The sequence below is a fragment of the Commensalibacter sp. W6292M3 genome (genome assembly GCF_016101315.1).
Classification (GTDB): Bacteria; Pseudomonadota; Alphaproteobacteria; order Acetobacterales; family Acetobacteraceae; genus Commensalibacter; species Commensalibacter melissae.
This window is the reverse complement of the sequence record NZ_JACFQT010000002.1, coordinates 20,763-44,350: the sequence shown is the minus strand read 5'-3', so window position 1 is coordinate 44,350 and position 23,588 is coordinate 20,763. Positions and strand designations below refer to the sequence as shown.

Sequence of the window (23,588 nt, the reverse complement as noted above, 5' to 3'; positions counted from 1 at the left end):
TTTATGCGTTCAGTGAATAATCATTGTGATCTGTATGATTTTTCAATTTGGGGGAATGAAGATGTTTCTTCTGGCAAGGGGGCAAAAGATGAGAATTTTCCTGTAGGATCTTTATTGATTAGCCGTAAATTGAGACCTCATGTACAGGCATATTATAATTTCGCAAGGGTTATTGATGATATCGCTGATTCCGAAATGTTAAGTTCGGAAGAAAAAGTTAAACGATTGAATGGAATGCAGGCTGTTTTATGTGATGATGTGCCGGCACCCGATCGGGCTGATGTCCAGTCTGCAAGATATTTACGTAACAGTTTGTTGGAAACGGGTGTATCTTTTGACACTGCAACGGATTTATTGATTGCATTTCGTCAGGATGCAGTAAAAAATAGGTATGAAACTTTTGCCGAGCTTCTCGAATATTGTCGATATTCTGCCAATCCTGTTGGTCATTATCTACTTGATCTTCATAAGGAAAATGCTGATACAAGGCCAGCTGCAGATGCGTTATGCACCTCTTTACAAATTCTTAATCATTTGCAGGATTGTAGGGCTGACCTCATTCGTCTTGATCGCTGTTATATCCCGTTGGATATGCTGCGTGCAGAAAATGTTGATGTGCAGGCGGTTAAAGACGAGGGAACAATAAGCGGATTAAGGAATGTATTTGATTATATTCTTGACTATATTGATGATTTAAACAGGGAAGCCGAACAATTAATACGATTGACGTCCAATCGACGGTTAAGAATGGAAAGTTCTGTAATTCTTACGCTTGCATGTTCCTTGACTGAGCATTTGAGAAAAGAGGATCCATTGGCAACAAGAGTGAAACTGAATTATAAGGATGCGATCAAGGCTGTTCTATATGCTTGTCCACATATTTTAAGATAATAGTCCTGAAAAAGATAAATTATTGATATAGGGTAATAGATTATCCTATTATTTAATTTGCTAATTTTTGTTTTCTTGCTTAAAACTGTCTTAATTTATTTTTAACTATGGAAAGGTCCGATCAAATTATGCAAAAGCCACTAGCTGAAACTGCACAGATAATGGGATGTAGCGAGCTTGATTTGATCTTTGTCGAGGCAATCGTTCGTCATGCCAAGACATCTTTTGCCGCAGGCATGAAAATGTTATCTCCTGAGCGTCGTTACGGTATGTTCGCTTTGTACAGTTTTTGTCGCATTGTTGACGATATTGCGGACGATATGGGTGAACCTGAGGTTAAACAGAAACAATTGCAGAAATGGCGCGATAAAATTGAGCTTCTGTATAATGGAAAGGCTGATGGTTCCGTTGAGAATGTGTTGCTGGGCTCAATTCAACAGTTCGGATTGAGGAAAGAAGATTTTCTTGCCATTATTGATGGTATGGAAATGGATGTATTAAATCCTGTTATTGCTCCTGATGAAGCCAATCTCGATTTGTATTGTGATCGGGTTGCTTCGGCAGTGGGTCGTTTGGCAATCCGGATTTTTGGGGATTCATCAGAAGCGGCTGAAAAAGTCGCTTATCATTTGGGCCGGGCACTACAGATAACAAATATTTTGCGCGATCTAGAGGAAGATATCGAACGAGGGCGCTTGTATTTACCGAAAGAATTGTTGGAACGTTTTCATATTTCCCTGATTCCTGAACGATGTATGCAGAATCCCTCAATTCAAGAAGTTTGCAATATTATGTCATATCGTGCCTTGGATCATTTTCATTCTGCTGCGAACTATATGAAACAATGTAAAGTTGATGCCATTCGGCCTGCAAAAATTATGGCAGCTACTTATCGCTTTTTATTGGGTAAACAAAAAAAATTGGGGTGGAAAAAACCTTTTAAAAGAGCATCCTTATCGACAGGGGAAAAAGTTATTGTTGGTATGGTTGGATTGATGATGGTATAGCGTTCAATAATATGGCAAAGAAACATATTCATATTATTGGTGGGGGGCTGGCTGGCTTGTCTGCCGCTGTCTTTTTATCTTCAAGGACAGATGCGCAAATCGCGCTTTATGAAGGAAGTCCAACATTTGGTGGGCGGGCCCGTTCTTTTTATGATTCAAAATTGGATCGTTTGATCGATAACGGTAATCATTTAATTCTTTCTGGAAATGATGCCGTTTTTGATTATTTGAACAAAATAGATTCCATGAATAGTCTGACCAGTTCAGGAATTCCCCTATTTCCCTTTTTTGATCTTGATGAAAACAAACATTGGGATGTTAGTTTATCAAATGGAAGATTCCCTTGGTGGCTATTTAGTAAAAACCGTCGGGTTCCAGGTTTTAAATTTCCAGAATTGATGGCTTTGTGGCATTTAATTAAGGCCAATCATAGTCAAACTGTTGCCGATTGTTTGGTAAATGGTGAATTTTCCCGCCGTCTTCTGAAACCGTTTGCCATTTCTGTTTTGAATACTTCTTGTGAGGTTGGTAGCGCAATTTTACTGGGTTCTGTTGTGCGTCAGTCTTTGCTAAAGGGAGGAAAGGCCTGTGTTCCCTATTTCCCAAGGGAGGGATTGTCAGAAACCTTTGTAAAACCGGCTTTATCTCTGATAAAATTGCAAGGGGGCAAAGTTCATGCGACATCCCGTCTTTCTGAATTGCATCGGAAAGACGGATATATTGATTATTTTACCGTGAATAATGAAAAAATAGAACTTAATTCAGAGGACCAGGTTATTCTTGCGGTTAATCCTTATACGGCAAGACAGGTTTTATCTCCGATTTTACCTGACATTCCCTTGCCAGATGAATTTGAAAGTATATTGAATCTTCATTATAAAGTTGATTTTGCCTTGCAAATGAAGGGGAGTGTCGAAAAGGCAAGGTTTATCGGTGTTATTGGTGGAATAAGTGAATGGATTTTTGTTAAAGACGGGGTGATTTCGGTAACTGTAAGTGCCGCCAATCGTTTTACGGGGTCCGATCCTGAAAATTTATCAAAATTAATTTGGCAGGAAATCAGGAAAACTCTTGAACCTTTCCTTTTTTCCCCTTTGCCTGAAGACGTGCCGTCCTATCGTCTGTTGTGGGAAAAAAGGGCCAGTTTTGCCGCAACGATAGAACAAAATAAACGTCGTCCTTCCTGTTATACGATATGTCCAAACCTGTTTTTGGCAGGAGACTGGACCGCTACAGGTCTTCCCTCAACAATTGAGGGGGCTATCCGTTCGGGATATAAGGCGGCTCAGGCGATTTTATAGCTTATAAACTCGGGATAATTAAGGTTAGATTTTTTATCAAAATTCAAATAGTAATGGTTTATTTATAATAAAATAAGGAAATATTCAATTATGCTAGATCATACTGGTGATTTGGGAAAGGGAATAGATAATGACGATTTGGACGCAGCAATTTCTCGAGCACAGCATGTACTAACTGAACATCAGAATGAAGATGGACATTGGGTATTTGAACTGGAGGCGGATGCAACTATCCCTGCTGAATATGTATTGTTGGAACATTTTCTGAATCGTATAGACCGGGATTTGGAAAATAAAATTGGCGTTTACTTGCGCCGTATCCAAGGGGATCATGGTGGATGGCCTCTTTATTATCAAGGAAAATTTGATCTTTCGGCTTCCGTAAAGGCTTATTTTGCTTTAAAGGCTATTGGGGATGATATTGATGCACCCCATATGAAACGTGCCAGAGAGGCCATTCTTGCGCATGGCGGTGCGGAAAGAACCAATGTTTTCACACGTATTCAAATGGCGTTGTTTGGTGAGGTTCCATGGCATGCCACTCCTGCAATGCCGATTGAATTGATGCTGATGCCCAAGAAAGCATTGTTTTCCATTTGGAATATGTCATATTGGTCCAGAACAGTTGTTGTTCCTTTATTGATTCTGGCCGCTTTGAAACCCAAGGCGATTAACCCTCGTAGTATTCATATTCAGGAATTATTTGTAACTCCGCCTGATCAGGTCAGCGATTGGATTAAGGGTCCGTTCCGGTCTTATTGGGGACATGTCTTTAAAGGACTGGATAAAGTTGTAAGACCTGCTGAAAAATATATTCCATCTGTTTTACGAAAAAAATCCATTCAGAAAGCATTGGAATTCGTTGATGAACGATTGAATGGAGAAGATGGGCTGGGAGCAATTTACCCAGCCATGGCAAATTCTGTGATGGCATATCATGCGTTGGGAATTGCCGATGATGATCCACGCGTTGCGATTGCCTGGCGTTCTGTGAAAAAATTATTGATTGAGTCGGATACAGAAGCCTATTGTCAACCTTGTGTTTCACCTATTTGGGATACTGCCTTGACTGGACATGCCGTAATTGAAACCATAAGTCATAATCGAGCAGTGGATCGAGAGGTAACCTCACAAAAATTGGCGAAAAGTTTGAAATGGCTGAAAGATCGCCAGATTTTGGATGTAAAGGGAGACTGGATTATTAACTCTTCCGAAACAGCTCCTGGAGGATGGGCATTTCAATACAGAAATGATTATTATCCAGATGTTGATGATACGGCTGTTGTCGGTATGTTGCTACATCGTGATGGTGATCCGGATCATGCCGAATCAATTGAACGTGCCCGTCAGTGGATAATTGGCATGCAGAGCTCGAATGGTGGTTGGGGGGCCTTTGATATCGACAATAATAAAATGATCCTGAATCATATCCCTTTTGCTGATCATGGCGCGTTGCTGGATCCTCCTACGGCTGATGTAACGGCGCGTTGTGTTTCTTTCCTGGCACAGCTTAATTATCCCGAAGATAAAGCGGTAATCGATAAGGCAATTCAATATTTACGTTCTGAACAGGAAGATGCAGGTTGCTGGTTCGGGCGTTGGGGAACGAATTATATTTATGGAACATGGTCGGTTTTATGCGCCTTAAATGCAGCTGGAGTTTCTCATGAAGATCCAATGGTAAAACGTGCGGTTAAATGGTTACTTTATGTACAGAGACCAGAGGGAGGATGGGGTGAAGATGAAGCCTCCTATGAGGATGCGCCAAAAGGCGTTTATAATCAAGGCATGCCTTCTCAGACTGCCTGGGCATTACTCGGATTAATGGCAGCGGGACAAGTCAAACACCCAGCGGTGCAAAAAGGGATGGCCTGGCTGATGAGCGCCCAGAAAGAAAATGGTCACTGGGAAGAAAATCCTTATAATGCCGTGGGGTTTCCAAAAGTGTTTTATCTTCGTTATCATGGATATAAACAGTTTTTTCCTTTATTGGCCTTATCACGTTTTCGCAATCTTCAAGCGAGTAACAGTGGAAAAGTCGAGGTTGGGTTTTAATGATATACAACCGCCTTGGTATTTTGGTTGGAATGGATTTTGAGGCAAGATTAGCCTCAACTTTAGCTCCCGCTGCTGTTGAAACGAGCGGGGCTACCTATCTGGGTGCAAAAAAGGCCCTTGAGCGATTGTCGGTGGAAAAAATTGATTCAATCGTATCTTTTGGATTTGCTGCCGGTTTGGATCCCGTTATTAAGGCAGGTACAATATTATTGTCGCATAGTGTAGTTGCCGAGAATAGGGAATATCATGCGGATGCCGAATTAAGGACCTGGTTGGGGGCGGAAAAATCAGAAGTCAAGCTCGGAAGTTTATTGCATAGCAATGAAATTGTGACCTCTGCCCAAAAAAAAGAAAGGCTTTTTAAAGATTCGGCCTGTTTGGCAGTTGATATGGAAAGTGGTCTGGTTGCGCAGTTTGCTCAGGAGAAACATATTCCGTTTGCTGTTTTACGTGTTGTATGCGATACGGCAAGTCGGAATCTTCCACCTCTTGTTTCTTCAGTCTTGACACAGGATGGTAAGTTGAATTTTTCCAGGATTGCCGGAAGTCTGTTAACCTGTCCATTCCAGATTAAGGATTTGTTTGGCGTGGGTATGGATATGGCTCGAGCATACTGGCATTTAAAACGGTATCTTGCCAATTTTCATTAGAAAATATTGTATAATATGTGAAATCCCTGTTACAGAATTTTATGGTAACAGGAATATTTATTTTCTAGAATTTCATCTGTTTTTTCAAAGATTCTATCGCTGAAGGTACATCAGGAACAACTTCAAAGAGTTTCAACAGGGACTTATCTGCAAATCCCTGTTCGATGGTATTGTTTAATTGATCATGAATGCCCCTAGCCCAATTATCGACATTTACAATGATGATCGGTTTATTATGGAGCTTTAGATAGCGCCAAGTAAGTATTTCAAAGAATTCGTCAAAAGTCCCGATACTTCCAGGCATAATCAGATAGGCATCTCCTTCGTCATAAAGAATCTTTTTTCTGGAATGCATATCTTCGGTAACGGTTAAATCATTTACACGAGAATGTTGCCCCTCTTTTTTGATAAGGAATTGCGGGATAATACCTTTGACGGATCCACCAAGGTCAATCATGGTATTTGATATTATTCCCATCAAACCCACACTGCCACCGCCAAAGACAAGTCGTAATTTATTGTGAACAAAATGGCTTGCCAATTCTTTTGCCGCCTGAATGTAGATGGATTTGTTTCCGCATTTTGAACCGCAGAAAACGGTAATTGAGTAATTGTAATGAGTCATGAAATTTTCTTTAATATATCATTGTTAAATAGAGGCTGTTTTATTCTGATAATATAGCCCATAGGTTAACAGAACACTACAAAAAGCAAAAAAACTGGCTGACAAATAAAGATAATCATATCCAAGATGACTTTGGATTAGACCCAGTAGGGGACCGGAAATAAAAAGGGCCATATCCAGAAATAAAGAAAATGAGGCAAGGGCCGCTCCTTTATTTTCACTACTGACTTTTGATATGGCAATAACACCCAAGGCTGGATAGATGAGTGAAAAACCACATCCTGTCAAGGCTGCTCCGATATATGCACCAATTATTGAGGTTTGTGTGGCAAGCAGAAGAAGACCAATGGTTTCTGTAATTAGGGAGATGATAGAGACAATATAACCACCATATTTTAAAAGTGAATTTTTGAAAATAAATCGGATCATGACAAAGGAAACGCCAAAAATTGTCAAGGCAATGGCAGATCCTGTCCAGTGGTTGCTAATAAAATATAAGGCAATGAAAGTTTGAATACTGCCAAATCCGATAGTTGATAAACCAAGACAGCAGCCGTAAGCTGAAATTCGTTTGAAAACCTTGGTAAAAGGTAAACGTCTAGCGGTTGGAACGGGAATGATGGCTGGATAGGTTGATGCTAGAAGCATTGATGCTGAAGCCAGAATGACAGTAAGAATAGAAAATCCAGATAACCCTCCAATAAAACCGATGGGTTGTGAAGCAAGATAAACCCCTAAGGGGGCACCAATAGCCATGCCGCCATAAGTGGTTACGCCATTCCATGATATGACATGGGTTGCGTTTTTAATTCCTACCCTGCCGATATTCCAGACATTAACACCTGTTGATGCCCAGCTTTCTGAAATACCCATGCAAAAGCGGCCTAGAAGGATGATTATTAACGCCATAAGAGGTTGATGGATAAAAAATAAAGCCAAAATTGTCAAAAGTCCCCCGCATGCACTAATTCCCAAACCTATAATGACTGCACTTTTGGCCCCTTTGGTATCCAGCCATTGACCCGCTCCCGGGCGACTTATAAAGGTGGCAAGATAGGCTGCGGAAACAGCAATTCCGGCAATTATACTATTATATCCGAGTTGTCTGTGAACAAATACAGGTATTGTAGCCAAAGGCATACCGATATTTATGAAACATACAAGATTAAAAATGGCCGCGGCAAGAATCTTTAATGTAATGGGTTTTGGTTTCAGATAGGATAAAATCATTATTGGTTATTAAATAAAAAAGTATCTCTTTAAAATAAAATTTTATGATAATAGGAGTTTATTTTGCAATCAATTCTTTGCAATGTTGATCATAGGATAACAGAATCTCTTGATCGTTTATTCGAATTTTTACGCATTCCAAGTATTTCAGCTATTCCAAGCTATAACCAAGACTGTCGAAATGCAGCACAGTGGTTGCATGATTACTTGCGTAATATGGATTTGGATGTGCAGATTTGTGAAACTGGGGGACATCCAATCGTCATGGCAAATTCTCCTGAAATAAAGGGAGCCCCGCATGTTTTATTTTATGGACATTATGATGTACAACCTGTCGATCCACTGGAATTATGGGAAATACCACCTTTTGAACCTTGTATCCGAACCGACGCAACAGGAAAAGAGGTTATTCATGGGCGTGGATCATCAGATGACAAAGGTCAAATTCTTACTTTCCTGGAAGCCTGTCGAGCGATTTATATGAAAGACAAGCAATTTCCATTGAATATCACCTTTATTTTGGAGGGTGAAGAGGAAAGTGGAGGAGAACATTTACCTATCTTTTTAGCGCAACAGAAAGAAATCTTACATCCTGATATTGCTTTTATTTGTGATACGGATATGGCTACTCCGGATGTGCCAGCAATCACTGCCATGGTTCGTGGCTTGGTTGGGGAAGAGGTTACCGTTTACGCGGCTAATCGGGATTTGCATTCGGGATTATACGGAAATGCCGCTCAAAACCCTATTCAGGTTTTGGCTGAAATTATTGCAGCATTACGTGATAATACAGGAAAAGTCACCATTCCAAATTTTTATGAAGGGGTGCCTGAAATTGCTGAAACGATTCGTCAAAAATGGCAGGAAATTGGTAAAACCGATAGTGAACTGCTTCATAAAACAGCCATTATTGGCAGTGGAGGCGCCATACCTGTGGTTAATGATTTACAGCGTGAATTCGGAATAGAATCTTTTTTAATTGGGTTTGCAAATGCTGATGATTGCATTCATTCCCCGAATGAAAAATATAATCTTCGTTCATTTCATAAGGGGATACGATCTTGGATTCGAATTTTATATGCGTTGGGAGACTAGTTTTGAAAAATTTCCTGTAATGGTGATAGATAGGTGGTTAATTTGACGCGTAAAGGCATTAAATAAGCATTTTGGTTTGTTTTTTTGATCATTTGTAAGGCTTTTTTTGCAAAATCAATGTTAGCCTGTAAACTTGTTTCAAAATTATGTGGAAAGACAACTTTGTTGGTAATTTCCCAATATGATTTCGATTTTGGTCCAATGACAGGTGACAAACCCCAAAAAACGGTTTTGTTGTGTAACCAATCCATACAGAGTTCAAGCATTTTCTCATCAAAAATGGGTTGTGTAAAAAAACCACTGGCTCCCGCTTCTTTTTTTGACAGGACATGTTCAAGTTCTTCCTTGGGAGAACGACGGTATGGGTCAAAGGCGGCATACAATTTCAGATGCGGGAGTTCCCTTCGATATCGTCTTAAAATGCTTTCAGTTGAATTGGGATATGTATGTTTGTTGAAATCGGAGGGAGGGTCTCCCTGAATAACCAGAATTTCTTGTAAATTATTGATATCATGGCCGGGCAATGGAAGATCGGGATTAATATCAATTGCTCTTATATGAGGAATGGAACGTGTATAATATGAAGAGGTAATCTGAAAAGCGTTCCAGCTTCTTAAAGAAAAACGCATGAGATCTGGAATATTGATGCTGTCGGCAATTGGAAAACATTCCTTGACTTGTTTCATGTCATTAATGATATGATTTCTATCTCTAGGAATTAATTCTACCGAGATTCGTGTCATAACGAATTCCTTGTAATGAAATAAATGGATTTGAAATAATAGATTCTATTTCTTTAATGTTTAAACTGTTAATATAAAAATAAAATAGAATAAAGTTAATTTAGTTAGATGGTTGCGACATATTTAAAATGTATGATGATGGTTGCTGCATTTCATCATTTGCCTTCCTCTGTTTTACCGGCAATACAACGTGTGGAGGGTGGGGCTCCTAATCTTGTCTCCAATAACAAGAATGGCACGCAGGATTTGGGGGTAATGCAGATCAATACACGTTGGATTGTTCCATTGATGGAAACAACGCATGAAACTGGTCAAGTCATCTATCAACGATTAAAACAGGATAATTGTTATAATATAGCCGTGGCGGGGGCGATTCTTAAATTGTATCTTGCAGAGACAAATGGAAATTTAATGCAGGCGATTGGCAATTATCATTCTCATACACCTGATCTAAACAATCATTATCAGTTTCAAATCATTCAAGCCTCTTATTTGAACAATAATTCTTCAATAAGGAGAAAAAAAGCTGGAAAATATCTCTCTCCTTATCAGTATCGTTTAATGAATGTAAAAAAAAGAAGAAAATTTAAAAAGAAAACCGTTAGAAACTGATTATTTATCTAGTTTTGAATTTATACAAAAATCAGCCTATCTGCTTATACTATTACCATGTGTTATGCGTTGAGTTTTGACTTTCGGGCTTCGTTTTCGAGAGGATGCTACAGATGAGTTTTTTGGTTTTACAGTCGTTTTCTTGTTTGGTAATTTTGTTTTAATCTCAGATACGGCATTCAAGGTTAATTTATCATAGGATGCGGTTTTTTTATCTTGCAATTGCTGGGGAGGTTCTGAATCACTGATTTTAAAACTTAAATTAATTTCAGATTTAGATTGTGGGTTGGGCTCGGTGGCAACCATATACGGAATATCGGTCCCGGTTGATAATTCCGTGCTTACCGTTGTAGAAGGTATAGATGGTTGATCAGAAGCCCTGGGCAATCTCCCTTCCGCGGCACCATACATTATATAATGGATAAAAGGGTTAATAGTGCTTGCGGCAACATCAGGATAGGTATTCAGATAAAAGGTGGTATTAAAAAAACGGTTAGGATTTCGTCCCTCTCGAAATCCGAAAAACAGATAATGTTCAACAGGATCTGCATTGGCGGCTGCAATATCTGGATAGGTTTTTAAATACCAGGCTGAATCAAACAGTAAAGAGGGAAAATCAATTTCAGTCATTTTAATTGTTCACTTAAATATTATATTAGCAAGTTTTAGTTTCGTTTATAGAAAACAATCTAATAAATTGTAAACCGCTTTTAAATGATTTAGTTATTAATATTAATCAAGCGGTTTAAGAAATTATTGTTATATTATTGCAATAATTATAATAAGAAATAGTTCTGGTGTAAATTATTTTATCGTATTTCTTGCTGCTTGTAATGTATTATGCAACAAACAGGCAATAGTGACAGGACCGACACCACCAGGGACAGGTGTGATTTTTGCAGCTTTACCCAAAACCTCTTCAAAAGCGACATCACCTATCAGTTTGGTCTTGTTATCTTTTGTCGTGATACGGTTAATGCCGACATCTATAATAGTCGTACCTTCACTGATCCATGATCCTTTAACGAGCTCACTGCAACCAGTCGCAACAATAAGAATGTCTGCTTGACGGGCAAGTTTTTCAGGATTGCGTGTATGAATGTGGGCAATAGTTACAGTGCAACCTTCTTGTAATAAAAGTTGTGCCATGGGTTTGCCCATCAAGTTTGACGCTCCAATAATGACTGCATGTAATCCTTTCAAACTGGAAAGTTCTTTTTGCAATAACATTAGACATCCAAGTGGGGTGCAGGGTATAAATCCGTCTTTATGTCCGAGCGCAAGTTTTCCTGTATTATAGGCTGTCAAGCCGTCAACATCTTTATGAGGGGTGATTGCCTGAATAATGGTGTCTGCATTCAACCCTTTTGGAAGAGGTAGCTGTACGAGAATTCCATGAATATCAGGATCTTTATTCAATCTTGCAATTAGATTTAGGATTTCTTCTTGTGTGGTTGTTTCAGGAAGAAGATGCATGAACGAACGCATTCCCACCCTGTGTGTCTGTTTTGTCTTGTTTCTGACATATACCTCGCTGGCAGGGTCATTGCCGACCAAAATGACGGCAAGACCAGGGGTTATATTTTTTTCCTGCTGCAGCTGCTTGACTTCCAGAGCTATTTTCTGGGTCATGTTTGAGGCAAAGCTTATGCCATCAATTAATTGCGTTTTCATAAGATATCAGTGACCTTTATTATATTCAACTGTTTTTGGGGAAGGATAAAATTATATTGTCTCTTTTGTATTGTTTGCCCTGATGTCCCATTCATTAGCGATTGCTGCAATAATTCCATTACCCAAAACACTTGTTGCAGTTCTTGCCATATCAAGAAACTGATCAATTCCGACAATTAATAGCAGTCCAGCTTCGGGTATTCCAAAACCTGGCATGACAGCGGCTAGCATTACCATTGAGGCGCGTGGAACTCCTGCGATGCCTTTACTGCTGATCATCATGACCAGGAGCATCATGACTTGTTTTTCAATGGGCATATGAATACCATAGGCTTGTGCGATGAAAATGGCGGCAAATGAAATGAACATCATGGTTCCACAAAGGTTAAAGCTATAGCCTAAGGGAACGACAAAGCTAGATATTTTGGGTGGAACACCGAATTTTTCAAGTTGTTCAAGTAATCTTGGAAAGGCAGACTCACTACTGGCGGTTGCAAATCCCACCATTACAGGTTCGGCTATGAATGGAAGAAGTTTAAACACTTTTTTTCCCATCATGAAATAACCAGTTCCAATCAAAATAATGAACATGACGAGAATGACAGCATAAAACTCGATTAAAAACAGTCCATAGCTTTCAATTACATGTAATCCATTACGGGTTGCTATTGAAAGAAGTGAAGCAAAGACAACCAATGGTACAATAATCATGACCATATCGGTGACTTTCAGCATAACTTTGCCTACTCCATCTGTTACATCTCTTACCAGTTGACATTGTTTGTCAGGTAAAGCGGCTAAAGACAAACCGAAAAAGACAGCGAAAACAACCAACTGTAACATATCGTTATGAGCCATTGCGTCAATGACACTATCAGGAACGATATGAAGTGTAAATTTAATAAGGTCAAAATGATAAATTGCATGAGATTCAGAGACAGGTGGTAAATTATGCGTAAAATTCTTGCCTGGCTGGATGATATTGGCGGCAAGCATTCCAACACCCAAGGAAACGATAGAGGCACCGATAAACCAAAAAATAACCTTGATCCCGATGGTTTTTATGGTTTTAGTATCTTGAACGTTCCCAATCCCGGCAATAAGCGTGGCCAGAACCAGAGGTGCCACGATCATCTTTATCAGGCGCAAAAACAAATTGACAATTAATTCAGACAAGGTCAGAATAAAATTTGATAACGTTATTGAGCCATTTGCTGACTTATAGATAATAACATCTCCAAAAGCATGACAGATCAACCCAAAAACAAGTCCCAAGACCATGGTGGAACCAATTGTAACCGCATGTTTGACAAGGGTACGTGATGTAGAAGGGTTATTATATTGGAGCTGGGTTTCTGCCATACTTTATATTTCCTCAAGTCATAAATTACACGATTAAATCTTTTTTTAGGTAGCGAAGGAAGAGAGAGTCAAACTAATTTTTTACTACGTAACAAACAGAATGCAGCGATTGTGACCATACAAGTTATTTGTCCGTTTTGAATCATTTCCTCAAATTGAGTTAACGGGATTGTATGACAGGTCATATGCAGTTCTGTCTCTTCGCGTTTCGGGGAATGTTGTGTTAAATCAGTTGCAAGGAAAACGTGACCTTTTTGGGTCGAATAGCCTGCCCCCTGATATAATATACCTCCATGTACCATATTGGCGGCACGCAAACCTGTTTCTTCCTCCAGTTCTCCGGCAGCAACCATCTCGGGGGTGGCATCTGGTTTTAATTCCCACATTCCCATCGGCAGTTCCCACATAAATTTACCCACAGGATATCGGTATTGTCGAATAAGGGTGACTATTTTAATTCCCTCATTATTAACATGCAGTGGTAAAATAACAGCGAATTCGTTTCGTTCTACAACACCAAACATGCCTTTTAACCCGTTGGGATAGCGTATGATATCCTCACGGATTTTTAGCCAACGGTTTTCATAGGCAATACGTGATGATTCCGGAACAATTCCGCCTGGATCTGCTTGACCAATAATTTTTTTGTCCGTGTCTAGTTTTTGGGGCATTGTTGTATCCATTTTTGTAGGGGTTTCTTAATCTTTGTTTTTCATGGTGGATTTTTTTTCTTTCCATAATTCTGCGAAATCAATGGGTTGCAAAAGAATAGAGGGTAGATTGGATGTACGACTTATATTCAGGATGATATTGCGAATTTCTGGAAATAATAATTCTGGAGCATGTATCATCAACAATTCTTCTATATTGGCAGCCTTTAAAGTGGGAAGGGTCACAACTGCACCATATTGTAAGTCAATTTCAAAAATAGAAGTTGGTTCATCATCATCTTCAAGTTGTTTTTGGCTGGTACAATTTAGGATAACGATAATTTCGAATTGGGGGTAATCCTTTTCAATTTGCTGGGCATTGACATTAACGGTTACGGTAATGTCGGATTTTGGAGATACCTTAAGAAAAACTTTGGGTGTATTAAAAATTTTTACGTTTAATTCTCGAATATATTCAATGTTGGTGACTAAATCCTTAACTGGGATGATAGGTAAAAAAAATGTTTTTTCTTCATGTTGTTTATTAGACATTGAGCATTCTCTTTTAAATATTTATAGGTATAAAATTATTAATAAATTGAATCGAAAGACCTGTTTATAAAATCAAATTGTTTTTTTTGAAAGTTTTTTTGGGGAAAGCAAAAAACCGAATACAGGCATAAGGTTGCCAATTTTTTGGAATCTCTGATTGGTGAATCGGGATTGTCAAATATTGTGGTACGGGTTGTTCATGATTGATTAGTAAATGTCTGTAGGCAGTAATTTCCTGTTTCCGCCATTCACAATCCTGATATGCTTTTTCATAAGAATGATAAATATTAGTGATGTATCGTTTGTTTCCGATATAAAAAATGTTGGCCCATATTTTGTTCTTTATTTTTTTAAATGAAACAACTTCATGCATAGCTTTTTGATTTATATAAGAAAAAACGATTTATCTTTTTATAACTATATGGTTATTTTTTGTTTTTTTTAAATTATTATTTTAAATGTTTTTTTTATCTGGATTAAAATTCCTTATTTATGTAAGGGTTTGTGTATTATATACTGGTCATATTCATAATGTTTGATTATGGTTGGGTTAGGGAGATCATATCGTGTTGCGATTAATTATCGTTGTACCATTCCTGGTACTTTTAATTATCTTTTTCTTGTTAAATATGACGCCTGTGCCAATGAATTTCTTTTCTGCTAATTGGCAAAGTTCTGTTGGAATGATTGTATTGCTGGCTGGAATCATTTCTTTTGCGATAGGAGCTTTAACAGTTTTCACCTCCTTGGTCAGTCAATGGAAAAGAGCCAGAAAGGCAGAACAGAAGATACATGATTTGGAAACACAGTTAAATGAATTGCGGGCCCAGTATATAGCCCTGACTCAACAGAATACAACGCAGCAGGGAACAGGACAGAATGGGACCCCAGTTCCAACAGCAACGTCTGCCCTTTGCCCTGCCGGGGTTGAACCTTCGCAACAGAATTCAGAAGAATAGATTTATTTCCACATATTATAATAAATAATTGATAGATCACTTAAGAAAAATAATGACAAAAACCGGCTTGATTCTTGCGATTGACACAAAAGATTATGATTTGGCTGAGCAATGGGCTCAAATTGCTGATTTAACAGGGCAAATGATTAAAATAGGTATGGAGTTTACCTACGCTTGCGGATTTGACGCGGTAAGGAAACTGGCTAGGGGTCGGCAAGTTTTTCTTGATCTGAAACTGCATGATATTCCCAATACCGTTGCATCCGCAATTGCCAGTTTGGTTTCTGTAAAACCAGCCATGTTGACTATTCATACGTTAGGCGGAAAAGACATGATTAAAGCCGCACGTAAGGCAATAGATGTCAATTTTCCTGATAATCAGAAACCGTTATTACTTGGGGTTACGGTTTTGACCAGTATGGATCAGGAGAATTTAAATAGTGTAAATCTTCATACGACACCTCTTGAACAAGTAATGAAACTGGCAGGAATGGCTTTGGACGCTGGTGTCGATGGTCTTGTTTGTTCATCTGAGGAAGTTGCAACTTTGCGTAAGATTTATGGAGATAAAGTTGTATTGGTGGTGCCGGGAATAAGGTTGGAAAATGCCAAAACAGATGATCAAAAGCGAATCATGACACCCGCGTTGGCACATAAGGCGGGTGCAAATTGGATTGTAGTGGGTCGGCCAATAACACAGTCAGCTAATCCACAACAGGTTGCTGAGGAAATCATTTGTCAGTTACAAGATTAATTTTATGGTTTCTATCAAGATATGTGGTGTAAGAGAAACGGCGACTTGTGATTTATTGTTAAAATTACGGGTTAATTGGGTGGGATTGGTTTTTTATCCAGCGTCTCCGCGTTTTTTATCTGTTACCCAAGCGAGACAGTTGCCTGATTATGGTAAGGAAGGTCTGTTAAGGGTTGGTTTGTTTGTTAGGCCAAAATTAGATGATATAAGAAGAATTCTTGACAAGGTTCGGCTGGATATTCTGCAACTTTATTGTTCTGACAAGCAGGCGGCAATTATTCGAGAGGAAATCGGTCTGCCAGTTTGGTTGGCAAGAGGCGTTAAAACGCGTGATGATTTGCTTGAACCTTGCCAGGTTGATGGAATGGTGATTGAGGCACCATTTTATGAATCGGATACAAGACCGGGCGGTAATGGACGCAAGTTTGATTGGTCCCTGACTAAAAACTGGAACCCGGCAAAGCCATGGTTGCTGGCAGGTGGATTAACACCCGATAATGTGCAAGAAGCCATTCAGCAGTCAGGTGCAGAGGCAATTGATGTCTCATCAGGGGTTGAATCTGTATTGGGGAAAAAGGATCCAATCCTAATTCAACATTTTGTAAAAAATGCCAGACAAGAATATAATTGCGAATAATTATTATTGAACCTGAAATGCCCATTATGGGATTATTTCAAGAGAGTGTGTATCCTTCCTCTTCAATCGCTTTTTTGAGTTCATTCTCATTGACCGAACCGGTGATTTTTAATGTTCCGGTTTTCAAGTCGACATTGGCCTCCTGAACATCTGGAAGGGCTTCAACGGCTTCTTTTACAGCGTGGACACAATGTTGACATGTCATTCCTTCGACATGATATATTTTCATGATGAAAATCCTATTTAGTTAATGACTATGAAAGTTGATTATTATAGCATGTTTTATATTTTATACTAATTCTTATTTGCATACCGATAAAGTGTAGGATTGGTCGATCATGTCTGCAGCATTGGAAAATAAAGAAATTGATTTTGTAATTCGTGGAATGACATGTGCATCTTGTGTCAGACGTGTTGAGAAAGTCATTAAGCGTGTTGCAGGAGTTGAAGATGTCAATGTGAATCTGACATTGGAACAGGCCAGGGTAATTCCTAAACCAGCTATCCAACAACAAAATTTAATTGCTGAGATTGAGACGGCTGTCACAAAGGCTGGTTATCATGCGGAATGGCTTGATCCCGGTCATGCAGCTATCAACCTGAATGGGGATCGTGATGAAAAGGATTTATATCATTGGATTATCGCGGCCTTATTTTCCGCACCATTATTGGGTTCAATGATTGCTGGCGGTTTCAACCATCATTGGATGCTTCCAGGCTGGGTTCAGTTTTTATTGGCAACTCCTGTGCAATTCTGGTTGGGAAAACCATTTTATATTGCTGCTTATCGTGCGGTAAAATCAGGAAATGGAAATATGGATTTGCTGGTGATACTTGGTTCAGGTACCGCCTGGATTCTGAGCACATGTTTATTGCTTTCCTGGTTGTTGGGTTATTGCAAGGTTGAGCCTGATCTTTATTATGAAAGCGCCTCATTGATTATAACCTTTATTTTACTGGGACACTGGTTGGAAAAGCGGGCAAGATATAAAGCCGCTGATTCAATTAGGGCATTACAGGCTCTGCGTCCTGATACAGCCTGTAAACTTGTTGATGACAAAGAAATATCAGTTCCCCTCGATCAATTAATGGTTGGTGATCAGGTTATTGTTCGTCCAGGTGAAACAATTCCTTGTGATGGTGTGGTCATACAGGGTGAAAGTGCGGTTGATGAGTCGATGCTGACTGGGGAAAGCCTGCCAATCGAGAAAAAAATAGGGGATAAAGTTACTGGTGGTTCATTAAATGATAATGGGCGTTTATCAATTAAGGTTGAAAAAACCGGGAGACAGACAAGATTGTCCGCTATTATCCAATTGGTTGAAAATGCACAAGCCTCCAAGGCGCCAATCCAAAAAATGGTGGATCGGATAAGCAGTATTTTTGTACCTGTTGTTATTATTCTAGCATTATTAACCTTTCTGGGTTGGTGGTTGATAAACGGTCTTTTTGTAATAGGGTTAATGCATGCCGCTGCCGTATTGGTGATTGCCTGTCCTTGTGCATTGGGTTTGGCAACGCCGACAGCTTTAGCCACTGGATGCGGGGCAGCAGCTCGTTCTGGTATTTTAATTCGTGATGCTGAAACTTTAGAGAGAGCGGTGCATGTCAAAAAGGTGGCATTTGATAAAACAGGAACCTTAACAGAAGGAAAACTGTCAGTCGTTTCAATTGTTTCCTTATCCGATTTTTCAAAAAAAGAAATTCTCTATCATGCAGCCAGTTTGTCTTTATCAAGCGAACATCCCTTGGCAAAGGCACTGCTATCTGAAGCCTCCTCTTATACTATTTCTTTGAAACAACCAGAAGAATTCCGGGTTATAAAAGAACAGGGACGTGGTGTCATGGGAAAGATAAAAGAACGGGTTTTCTTATTGGGCAATCAGCGGATGGTTGAATCGCATGGGTGTAAAATTCCTGATGTACCGTCAGAAATTCGATCATCAACTTTATCCTGGCTTCTTGAGAAGATGCAAGATTCCTATCGTTTATTGGGTATTGTAGCTTTTGAGGATCATGTACGGTCTGGTTCGGTAGAGGCGGTTCGACGATTGAAAGAGCATTCAATCCAATCAATTATGTTGACGGGGGATAATGAAGCTGTCGCCAAAAAAATTGGTAATATATTGAGAATAGATGACGTTAAAGCGAATCTGACACCAGAAGATAAACAACAGTTTATCAAGAAACATGGTTCAAAGGGTATCGATCATCAGTCAATTGCCATGGTTGGAGATGGAATAAATGATGCTCCGGCCTTGGCAGAGGCGGATCTTGCCATTGCAATGGGCGAGGGAACGGATGTGGCGGCCGAGGTGGCTGGGATCGTATTGATGCGGAATAATCCTGAATTGGTCGCTGATACGTTGGATATTGCCAAAAGAACTCGTCAGCGTATCAAGGAAGGGTTGTTTTGGGCGTTTATCTATAATATTATCGGCATTCCTTTGGCAATGCTCGGATTTTTAAATCCGGCTATTGCAGGGGGCGCCATGGCTTTAAGTAGCGTATGTGTTGTTATGAACGCTTTAAGGTTATTACGCTGGAAAGCAAGAGTCTAGATAAGATCTCCAAAATTCAAAATCTTAATTCTTATAGTAGTGTTGTTAATTTAGGATATGGCCCGGTTTTGCTGGTTGGCAATTTGCAGTCCTAATTTGTTGAATAAGGTCAAATCACTGCTTTTTTCTGGATTGGGACAGGTTAGCAAACGTTCACCCAGAAAAATAGAATTGACCCCAGCCAGATAGCACAAGGTCTGCATTTCATTACTCATCTCCGTTCTGCCGGCTGCCAATCGGACATAGCTTTCAGGCATCGTGATTCGGGCGACAGCAATTGTACGAATAAAATCAATAGGATCTATGGGGTCTGCGTTACCCAAAGGTGTTCCTTTGACGCGGATAAGCATATTGATAGGTACGCTTTCCGGATGTCTGGGTAAATTGGCAAGGGTTGCAATCATGCTGACACGGTCTGCTTCATCTTCATTCATTCCGAGAATACCCCCACAACATACTTTGATACCGGCATCACGAACAAAAGCGAGGGTATCCAGACGATCCTGATATGTACGGGTTGAGATGATCTTTTCATAATGTTCTTCAGAAGTATCAAGATTATGATTATAATAATCCAGCCCAGCGTTTTTAAGTTTTTCAGTTTGTTCCAGATTAAGCATTCCTAAGGTTACGCATGTTTCCATCCCAAGATTTTTAATGCCTTCTATCATGGCACAAACGGTCTCGAGATCATGATCTTTCGGGGAACGCCAGGCGGCACCCATACAAAAACGTGTCGCACCTTCCGCTTTGGCAGCGCGTGCTTTTTCAAGCACTTTTTCAACGGACATGAGACGGTCTGCCTTAATTTTTTCTTCATGTTTTGCACTTTGTGGACAATAAGCACAGTCTTCGGGACATCCTCCACTTTTGATCGAGAGCAAGGTTGAAACCTGAATTTGTGTTGGATCGAAATTTAATCGGTGGGCAGTTTGTGCTTGGTAAATAAGCTCGGGCAACGGGAGCTGAAACAAAGAAGCGATTTCCTCCTTGGTCCAGTCGTGACGAATCGGAAAATTATTAAAAATCGTTGTTGAGAAATCTCTTTTAAGCGGCATATATAAGTCCTTAATTTATCATAAATAATTTTACGAGATTACTGAAAATTGGTTTTAAGTATTATTTTTGTATCGTAGAAGTTGTAGGCAAGGTTTATCAACAAATTGATAAATTATATATGCAGATGTTAATATGCAAAATATATAAATGACGATATTAATTCCTTTTGTGGTATGTAAATGAAAATATTTTGAACAGATATTTATCCAAATAGGATGAATTAGGTAAATAGAATATGAAATATCTCCTAAAAATTTTGCAAAATTATTAGAAGTTATTTTGTAAATAATTCCAGTTTTAAAAGACAAGAGATAGATAAATATAGCGAATAAAAAAGGAGCTATAAATTCATTATTTCTATTATAATTTAATTTTAAGTAAATCATAGAAAATAAAAGAATTATAAAAAGTTGAAAAAAAGAAATTATAAAATTGTTTGGTTTAAAATTAATCTTAATAAATATTAAATAAGTAAGAATTCCTAGTGAATATTCTAATAAACATCTAATAATTGCATAATCTATAAATAAATTATACAGCCTATGATGCGCATCCATATAGTTTATAGAGGTTTGATTTAATACAATTAAACAATATAAGATTACTAGAATTAAAACAGGAAATATCAAATGCGTAAATTTATCTAGTAATGTTACAAATATTGGAAAAATTATTATTCCAACCCAAAGTTCGGCTGAAATAGTATATGAAATTCCTATTGGTTCAAAAGGTATTGAAGGGTGAAGCGTATTTAAGGGAATCATTTCTGAAATAGTTAATATTTTAAACCAATCAAATAAATTAGGTTGAGTGATATTATTAAAAATATTAAATACATAAGAAATAACTACGCAAACGATATATACTGGAAAAAGTCTTAGATAACGTTTAAAAGCAAAATTTATAGAGTTAAATTTTTCTCTTTTTTGATAAACGGAATGACAAATGACAAAACCACTGAGAACCAAAAAAAAGTCAACAGCTAAAACAAAAGAACAAGGAATTATTGGTTTATGGTTCCAATAAAAAAAATGTCCACAAGCGACAAATAAAGCCATAATTCCACGAAAACAATCAAGGGATACATTTCTTTTATGGAGTAAGTCCATGACGCAACCTTATAAAAATATACTTTCAAACTATTAACTTTTATAAACTTTTTTAAATTGTTATCAATATTTATGAATTTATAAATTTTTGTTGGATATATTTAAGTGTCTAATTTAGTTATAGTACAAAAAAGAAATTATGTTGGTGTATTAACATTGAATAGACCGCAAGCATTGAATGCGATTGATGATGTGTTACAAAATCAAATATTAGATGTTTTAGAAAAGTGGAAATTCGATTCGCGTATTTATATTATTTTAATTAATAGTAGTAGTGAACGAGCTTTTTGTGCTGGTGGTGATATTCGGAAAATTGCTGATTTAGTTCGTTCAGGTAAAAAACAAAAAGGTTTAGAAATTTTTAAATATAATTATGTATTAGCTAATTATATACTACATTATTCTAAGCCCATTATTTCAGTAATGGATGGCATTACCATGGGGGGAGGTATAGGATTAGGAGCGTTTGCTACATATCGTTTTGTTACTGAACGTTCTATTTTAGCAATGCCAGAAGTGATGATCGGATTAACCCCAGATGCAGGTAGTTCTTTTTTATTTCAAAATGCTCCAGGTTTTTCTGGATTAAGGGCTATGTTAACGGGACAACGTTTTAATGGTAACACTGCTATTAAGTTGGGGTTTGCAGATTATATGATTTATTCAAGTGAATTAGAACTTTTTTTACAAAAATTAACAGAATTACAGCCAAATGAAATTAATTTTTTTCTTTCAACATATAAGCAATCCTATGAATTTGATAATAAAACTTTAAAACAAATTGCTGATATTTATCAAGCTTCTTCTGTAGCAAAGATTATTGAGAAATTGCGAAAAAGTAAATATAATTGGGCCGTATGTGATTTTAAAACTATATTAAAAGCTTGTCCATTTTCTTTAGAGGTAACTTATAGAGCTTGGCATTTGAAATTACCAACTCAAGAAGCTGTTTTAACACGCGATTTATTGTTAGTTAGTCATCTTATCCAACGGGCCGATTTTTTAGAAGGGGTGAGGGCTGCAGTTATTGACAAGGATCATAACCCAAAATGGAATCAGGCGCCAATTTCAGAGTCCGAGATTAATTCCTGTTTTGACTATTGAATTTAATAAAAATATCTAGTCATTTTCTCATACTACGGTTTACTATAGTCATTTTATAATTTCTTAATTAAAAATAAAATTGATAAGGAAAGCGTGGCACTATGAAACATTGGGATATTGAACAGGTTAACTGGGATAAATTTGACCCTTCATTAATAGATGCTAATATTGTTCCTTTGATAAAAACAGCTGCTGTTGTTGAACGAAATAGTGTAGACTATACGGTTTATTTGACTAATGTATTTGGTCATGATCCTGAATTGACAAAGCTTTTCAGGAAATGGGAAGATGAAGAGGTGCAACATGGTGAAACATTGGGACGATGGGCCATGATGGCTGATCCTGCTTGGGATTATCAGGAAAGTTATAAGCGTTTCAGAAATTTTTATAAAATTGACTTAAAGACGGATCACTCAATCCGTGGATCACAGGCGGGAGAATTTATCGCCCGGGCTATGGTTGAGGTTGGCACTTCATCTTATTACAGTGCCTTGGCAGATTATGTAAAGGAACCTGTCCTGAAGGAGATATGCAGACGGATTGCTGGAGATGAATATCGTCATTATAAATTGTTTTATGATTATGCTAAATTATATTTGAAATCTCAAAAGCTCTCCAGGTTGCAACGAGCCAGGATTGCCTTGGGTCGTATAATTGAAAGTCAGGATGATGAGCTTGCCTCGGCCTTTCATGCCACCAATGAGCCCCATGGAATGCCATATAATCATAAACGATGTATAGCCCTTTATATGGAAAAGGCCATGTCATTATATAAAATTCATCATATTGTCAGGGTGGTTAATATGGTTTGTAAGGTTATTGGGTGGATGCCTTCAGAAAAATGGCAAAGATATTTGTCTAAATTGATACTAATGATTATTAATAAACAACAGAAAGCCTATACCAAACAAGTTTTATCTATAATATAACAATTTTCTGAACAAGAGTGGGACAT

General features: G+C 38.2%; 24 protein-coding genes. 13 read left to right on the top strand and 11 right to left on the bottom strand.

All coding sequences use genetic code 11. From position 1 onward, the window contains the following. Positions 1 to 3 precede the first annotated feature (3 nt). The 5 genes from H3T57_RS05775 to H3T57_RS05755 all read left to right on the top strand — a co-directional run bounded on the left by H3T57_RS05775 (position 4) and on the right by H3T57_RS05755 (position 5,907). A complete protein-coding gene (locus H3T57_RS05775; RefSeq protein WP_198193523.1) occupies positions 4 to 891 on the top strand; it encodes a squalene/phytoene synthase family protein in 888 nt (295 codons plus the stop codon). A 128-nt stretch (positions 892 to 1,019) separates the two neighbouring features. After that, the gene (hpnD, locus tag H3T57_RS05770; RefSeq protein ID WP_198193522.1) at positions 1,020 to 1,898 is read left to right on the top strand and encodes a presqualene diphosphate synthase HpnD; all 879 of its coding nucleotides are present in this window, start codon (positions 1,020 to 1,022) and stop codon (positions 1,896 to 1,898) included. A gap of 11 nt (positions 1,899 to 1,909) precedes the next feature. Further along, positions 1,910 to 3,199: a hydroxysqualene dehydroxylase HpnE gene (gene hpnE, locus H3T57_RS05765; protein ID WP_198193521.1), complete on the top strand. Its 1,290-nt coding sequence runs from the start codon at positions 1,910 to 1,912 to the stop codon at positions 3,197 to 3,199. Positions 3,200 to 3,289: 90 nt separating this feature from the next. After that, positions 3,290 to 5,254 (top strand): squalene--hopene cyclase, encoded by a 1,965-nt coding sequence (shc, locus tag H3T57_RS05760; RefSeq protein ID WP_198193520.1) that lies wholly within the window; start codon positions 3,290 to 3,292, stop codon positions 5,252 to 5,254. Beyond that, complete coding sequence (locus H3T57_RS05755) at positions 5,254 to 5,907, top strand: hypothetical protein (RefSeq protein WP_155569656.1); 654 nt, start codon at positions 5,254 to 5,256, stop codon at positions 5,905 to 5,907. Before shc ends, H3T57_RS05755 begins: the two co-directional genes overlap by 1 nt. 64 nt (positions 5,908 to 5,971) lie before the next feature. On the opposite strand, the gene H3T57_RS05750 is transcribed toward H3T57_RS05755, so the two are convergent. Next, the gene (locus H3T57_RS05750; protein WP_198193519.1) at positions 5,972 to 6,532 is read right to left on the bottom strand and encodes a TIGR00730 family Rossman fold protein; all 561 of its coding nucleotides are present in this window, start codon (positions 6,530 to 6,532) and stop codon (positions 5,972 to 5,974) included. A 24-nt stretch (positions 6,533 to 6,556) separates the two neighbouring features. Beyond that, positions 6,557 to 7,762 carry an MFS transporter gene (locus H3T57_RS05745; RefSeq protein ID WP_198193518.1) on the bottom strand — a complete coding sequence of 402 codons (1,206 nt, stop codon included), beginning with the start codon at positions 7,760 to 7,762 and terminating at the stop codon, positions 6,557 to 6,559. A gap of 63 nt (positions 7,763 to 7,825) precedes the next feature. Between H3T57_RS05745 and H3T57_RS05740 the strand changes: the two genes are divergently transcribed. Continuing rightward, positions 7,826 to 8,857, top strand: a complete 1,032-nt coding sequence (locus H3T57_RS05740; protein WP_198193517.1) for a M20/M25/M40 family metallo-hydrolase — start codon at positions 7,826 to 7,828, stop codon at positions 8,855 to 8,857. Here H3T57_RS05740 and H3T57_RS05735 read toward each other — a convergent pair. Next, entirely contained in the window at positions 8,854 to 9,600 is a 747-nt protein-coding gene (locus H3T57_RS05735; RefSeq protein ID WP_198193516.1) for a methylenetetrahydrofolate reductase, read from the bottom strand. The two genes, H3T57_RS05740 and H3T57_RS05735, sit on opposite strands and share 4 nt — an antisense overlap. A 108-nt stretch (positions 9,601 to 9,708) precedes the next feature. On the opposite strand from H3T57_RS05735, the gene H3T57_RS05730 reads away from it, so the two are divergent. Next, positions 9,709 to 10,212 carry a lytic transglycosylase domain-containing protein gene (locus H3T57_RS05730; protein WP_232349772.1) on the top strand — a complete coding sequence of 168 codons (504 nt, stop codon included), beginning with the start codon at positions 9,709 to 9,711 and terminating at the stop codon, positions 10,210 to 10,212. A gap of 36 nt (positions 10,213 to 10,248) precedes the next feature. Here H3T57_RS05730 and H3T57_RS05725 read toward each other — a convergent pair whose 3' ends face one another. The 5 genes from H3T57_RS05725 to H3T57_RS05705 all read right to left on the bottom strand — a co-directional run bounded on the left by H3T57_RS05725 (position 10,249) and on the right by H3T57_RS05705 (position 14,450). Beyond that, entirely contained in the window at positions 10,249 to 10,842 is a 594-nt protein-coding gene (locus H3T57_RS05725) for a hypothetical protein (RefSeq protein ID WP_198193515.1), read from the bottom strand. Positions 10,843 to 11,016: 174 nt separating this feature from the next. Beyond that, positions 11,017 to 11,886, bottom strand: a complete 870-nt coding sequence (folD, locus tag H3T57_RS05720; protein ID WP_198193514.1) for a bifunctional methylenetetrahydrofolate dehydrogenase/methenyltetrahydrofolate cyclohydrolase FolD — start codon at positions 11,884 to 11,886, stop codon at positions 11,017 to 11,019. A 51-nt stretch (positions 11,887 to 11,937) separates the two neighbouring features. Continuing rightward, the gene (locus tag H3T57_RS05715) at positions 11,938 to 13,248 is read right to left on the bottom strand and encodes a dicarboxylate/amino acid:cation symporter (protein ID WP_198193513.1); all 1,311 of its coding nucleotides are present in this window, start codon (positions 13,246 to 13,248) and stop codon (positions 11,938 to 11,940) included. Positions 13,249 to 13,316: 68 nt separating this feature from the next. Continuing rightward, complete coding sequence (locus tag H3T57_RS05710) at positions 13,317 to 13,919, bottom strand: NUDIX hydrolase (RefSeq protein WP_198193512.1); 603 nt, start codon at positions 13,917 to 13,919, stop codon at positions 13,317 to 13,319. A 27-nt stretch (positions 13,920 to 13,946) separates the two neighbouring features. Beyond that, a complete protein-coding gene (locus H3T57_RS05705) occupies positions 13,947 to 14,450 on the bottom strand; it encodes a protein-export chaperone SecB (RefSeq protein WP_198185008.1) in 504 nt (167 codons plus the stop codon). Between the two features lie 566 nt (positions 14,451 to 15,016). Here H3T57_RS05705 and H3T57_RS05700 point away from each other — a divergent pair. From H3T57_RS05700 to H3T57_RS05690, 3 genes are read left to right on the top strand one after another with little or no spacing between them, the layout of a single operon-like run. Further along, positions 15,017 to 15,409, top strand: a complete 393-nt coding sequence (locus H3T57_RS05700; RefSeq protein WP_198193511.1) for a LapA family protein — start codon at positions 15,017 to 15,019, stop codon at positions 15,407 to 15,409. 52 nt (positions 15,410 to 15,461) lie between these two features. Beyond that, a complete protein-coding gene (gene pyrF, locus H3T57_RS05695) occupies positions 15,462 to 16,163 on the top strand; it encodes an orotidine-5'-phosphate decarboxylase (protein WP_155565991.1) in 702 nt (233 codons plus the stop codon). Positions 16,164 to 16,167: 4 nt separating this feature from the next. After that, positions 16,168 to 16,800, top strand: coding sequence for a phosphoribosylanthranilate isomerase (locus tag H3T57_RS05690; protein WP_198193510.1), 633 nt, complete (start codon positions 16,168 to 16,170; stop codon positions 16,798 to 16,800). Positions 16,801 to 16,837: 37 nt separating this feature from the next. Here the strand turns inward: H3T57_RS05690 and H3T57_RS05685 are convergent, their stop codons facing one another. Beyond that, positions 16,838 to 17,029, bottom strand: a complete 192-nt coding sequence (locus H3T57_RS05685; RefSeq protein WP_155565989.1) for a heavy-metal-associated domain-containing protein — start codon at positions 17,027 to 17,029, stop codon at positions 16,838 to 16,840. Between the two features lie 109 nt (positions 17,030 to 17,138). On the opposite strand from H3T57_RS05685, the gene H3T57_RS05680 reads away from it, so the two are divergent. Beyond that, positions 17,139 to 19,361, top strand: coding sequence for a cation-translocating P-type ATPase (locus H3T57_RS05680; protein ID WP_198193509.1), 2,223 nt, complete (start codon positions 17,139 to 17,141; stop codon positions 19,359 to 19,361). A gap of 50 nt (positions 19,362 to 19,411) precedes the next feature. Here H3T57_RS05680 and bioB read toward each other — a convergent pair whose 3' ends face one another. Both bioB and H3T57_RS05670 read right to left on the bottom strand, forming a co-directional pair. Then, a complete protein-coding gene (gene bioB / locus H3T57_RS05675) occupies positions 19,412 to 20,419 on the bottom strand; it encodes a biotin synthase BioB (RefSeq protein ID WP_198193508.1) in 1,008 nt (335 codons plus the stop codon). 54 nt (positions 20,420 to 20,473) lie between these two features. Further along, complete coding sequence (locus H3T57_RS05670; protein ID WP_155567345.1) at positions 20,474 to 21,529, bottom strand: acyltransferase; 1,056 nt, start codon at positions 21,527 to 21,529, stop codon at positions 20,474 to 20,476. Between the two features lie 105 nt (positions 21,530 to 21,634). On the opposite strand from H3T57_RS05670, the gene H3T57_RS05665 reads away from it, so the two are divergent. Then, the gene (locus tag H3T57_RS05665; protein WP_198193507.1) at positions 21,635 to 22,633 is read left to right on the top strand and encodes an enoyl-CoA hydratase/isomerase family protein; all 999 of its coding nucleotides are present in this window, start codon (positions 21,635 to 21,637) and stop codon (positions 22,631 to 22,633) included. 101 nt (positions 22,634 to 22,734) lie between these two features. Further along, positions 22,735 to 23,562 (top strand): acyl-ACP desaturase, encoded by an 828-nt coding sequence (locus H3T57_RS05660; RefSeq protein ID WP_198193506.1) that lies wholly within the window; start codon positions 22,735 to 22,737, stop codon positions 23,560 to 23,562. The last annotated feature ends 26 nt before the right edge of the window (positions 23,563 to 23,588 follow it).

Bases quoted from the DNA above. Each gene is read 5' to 3' on its own strand.
- H3T57_RS05705 (WP_198185008.1), bottom strand. From the start codon at position 14,450: ATGTCTAATAAACAACATGAAGAAAAAACATTTTTTTTACCTATCATC.
- folD (WP_198193514.1), bottom strand. From the start codon at position 11,886: ATGAAAACGCAATTAATTGATGGCATAAGCTTTGCCTCAAACATGACC.
- H3T57_RS05725 (WP_198193515.1), bottom strand. From the start codon at position 10,842: ATGACTGAAATTGATTTTCCCTCTTTACTGTTTGATTCAGCCTGGTAT.
- bioB (WP_198193508.1), bottom strand. From the start codon at position 20,419: ATGCCGCTTAAAAGAGATTTCTCAACAACGATTTTTAATAATTTTCCG.
- H3T57_RS05715 (WP_198193513.1), bottom strand. From the start codon at position 13,248: ATGGCAGAAACCCAGCTCCAATATAATAACCCTTCTACATCACGTACC.
- H3T57_RS05670 (WP_155567345.1), bottom strand. From the start codon at position 21,529: ATGGACTTACTCCATAAAAGAAATGTATCCCTTGATTGTTTTCGTGGA.
- H3T57_RS05775 (WP_198193523.1), top strand. From the start codon at position 4: ATGCGTTCAGTGAATAATCATTGTGATCTGTATGATTTTTCAATTTGG.
- H3T57_RS05660 (WP_198193506.1), top strand. From the start codon at position 22,735: ATGAAACATTGGGATATTGAACAGGTTAACTGGGATAAATTTGACCCT.
- H3T57_RS05745 (WP_198193518.1), bottom strand. From the start codon at position 7,762: ATGATTTTATCCTATCTGAAACCAAAACCCATTACATTAAAGATTCTT.
- H3T57_RS05735 (WP_198193516.1), bottom strand. From the start codon at position 9,600: ATGACACGAATCTCGGTAGAATTAATTCCTAGAGATAGAAATCATATC.
- H3T57_RS05755 (WP_155569656.1), top strand. From the start codon at position 5,254: ATGATATACAACCGCCTTGGTATTTTGGTTGGAATGGATTTTGAGGCA.
- hpnD (WP_198193522.1), top strand. From the start codon at position 1,020: ATGCAAAAGCCACTAGCTGAAACTGCACAGATAATGGGATGTAGCGAG.
- H3T57_RS05690 (WP_198193510.1), top strand. From the start codon at position 16,168: ATGGTTTCTATCAAGATATGTGGTGTAAGAGAAACGGCGACTTGTGAT.
- H3T57_RS05750 (WP_198193519.1), bottom strand. From the start codon at position 6,532: ATGACTCATTACAATTACTCAATTACCGTTTTCTGCGGTTCAAAATGC.
- hpnE (WP_198193521.1), top strand. From the start codon at position 1,910: ATGGCAAAGAAACATATTCATATTATTGGTGGGGGGCTGGCTGGCTTG.
- pyrF (WP_155565991.1), top strand. From the start codon at position 15,462: ATGACAAAAACCGGCTTGATTCTTGCGATTGACACAAAAGATTATGAT.
- H3T57_RS05680 (WP_198193509.1), top strand. From the start codon at position 17,139: ATGTCTGCAGCATTGGAAAATAAAGAAATTGATTTTGTAATTCGTGGA.
- H3T57_RS05710 (WP_198193512.1), bottom strand. From the start codon at position 13,919: ATGCCCCAAAAACTAGACACGGACAAAAAAATTATTGGTCAAGCAGAT.
- H3T57_RS05685 (WP_155565989.1), bottom strand. From the start codon at position 17,029: ATGAAAATATATCATGTCGAAGGAATGACATGTCAACATTGTGTCCAC.
- shc (WP_198193520.1), top strand. From the start codon at position 3,290: ATGCTAGATCATACTGGTGATTTGGGAAAGGGAATAGATAATGACGAT.
- H3T57_RS05730 (WP_232349772.1), top strand. From the start codon at position 9,709: ATGGTTGCGACATATTTAAAATGTATGATGATGGTTGCTGCATTTCAT.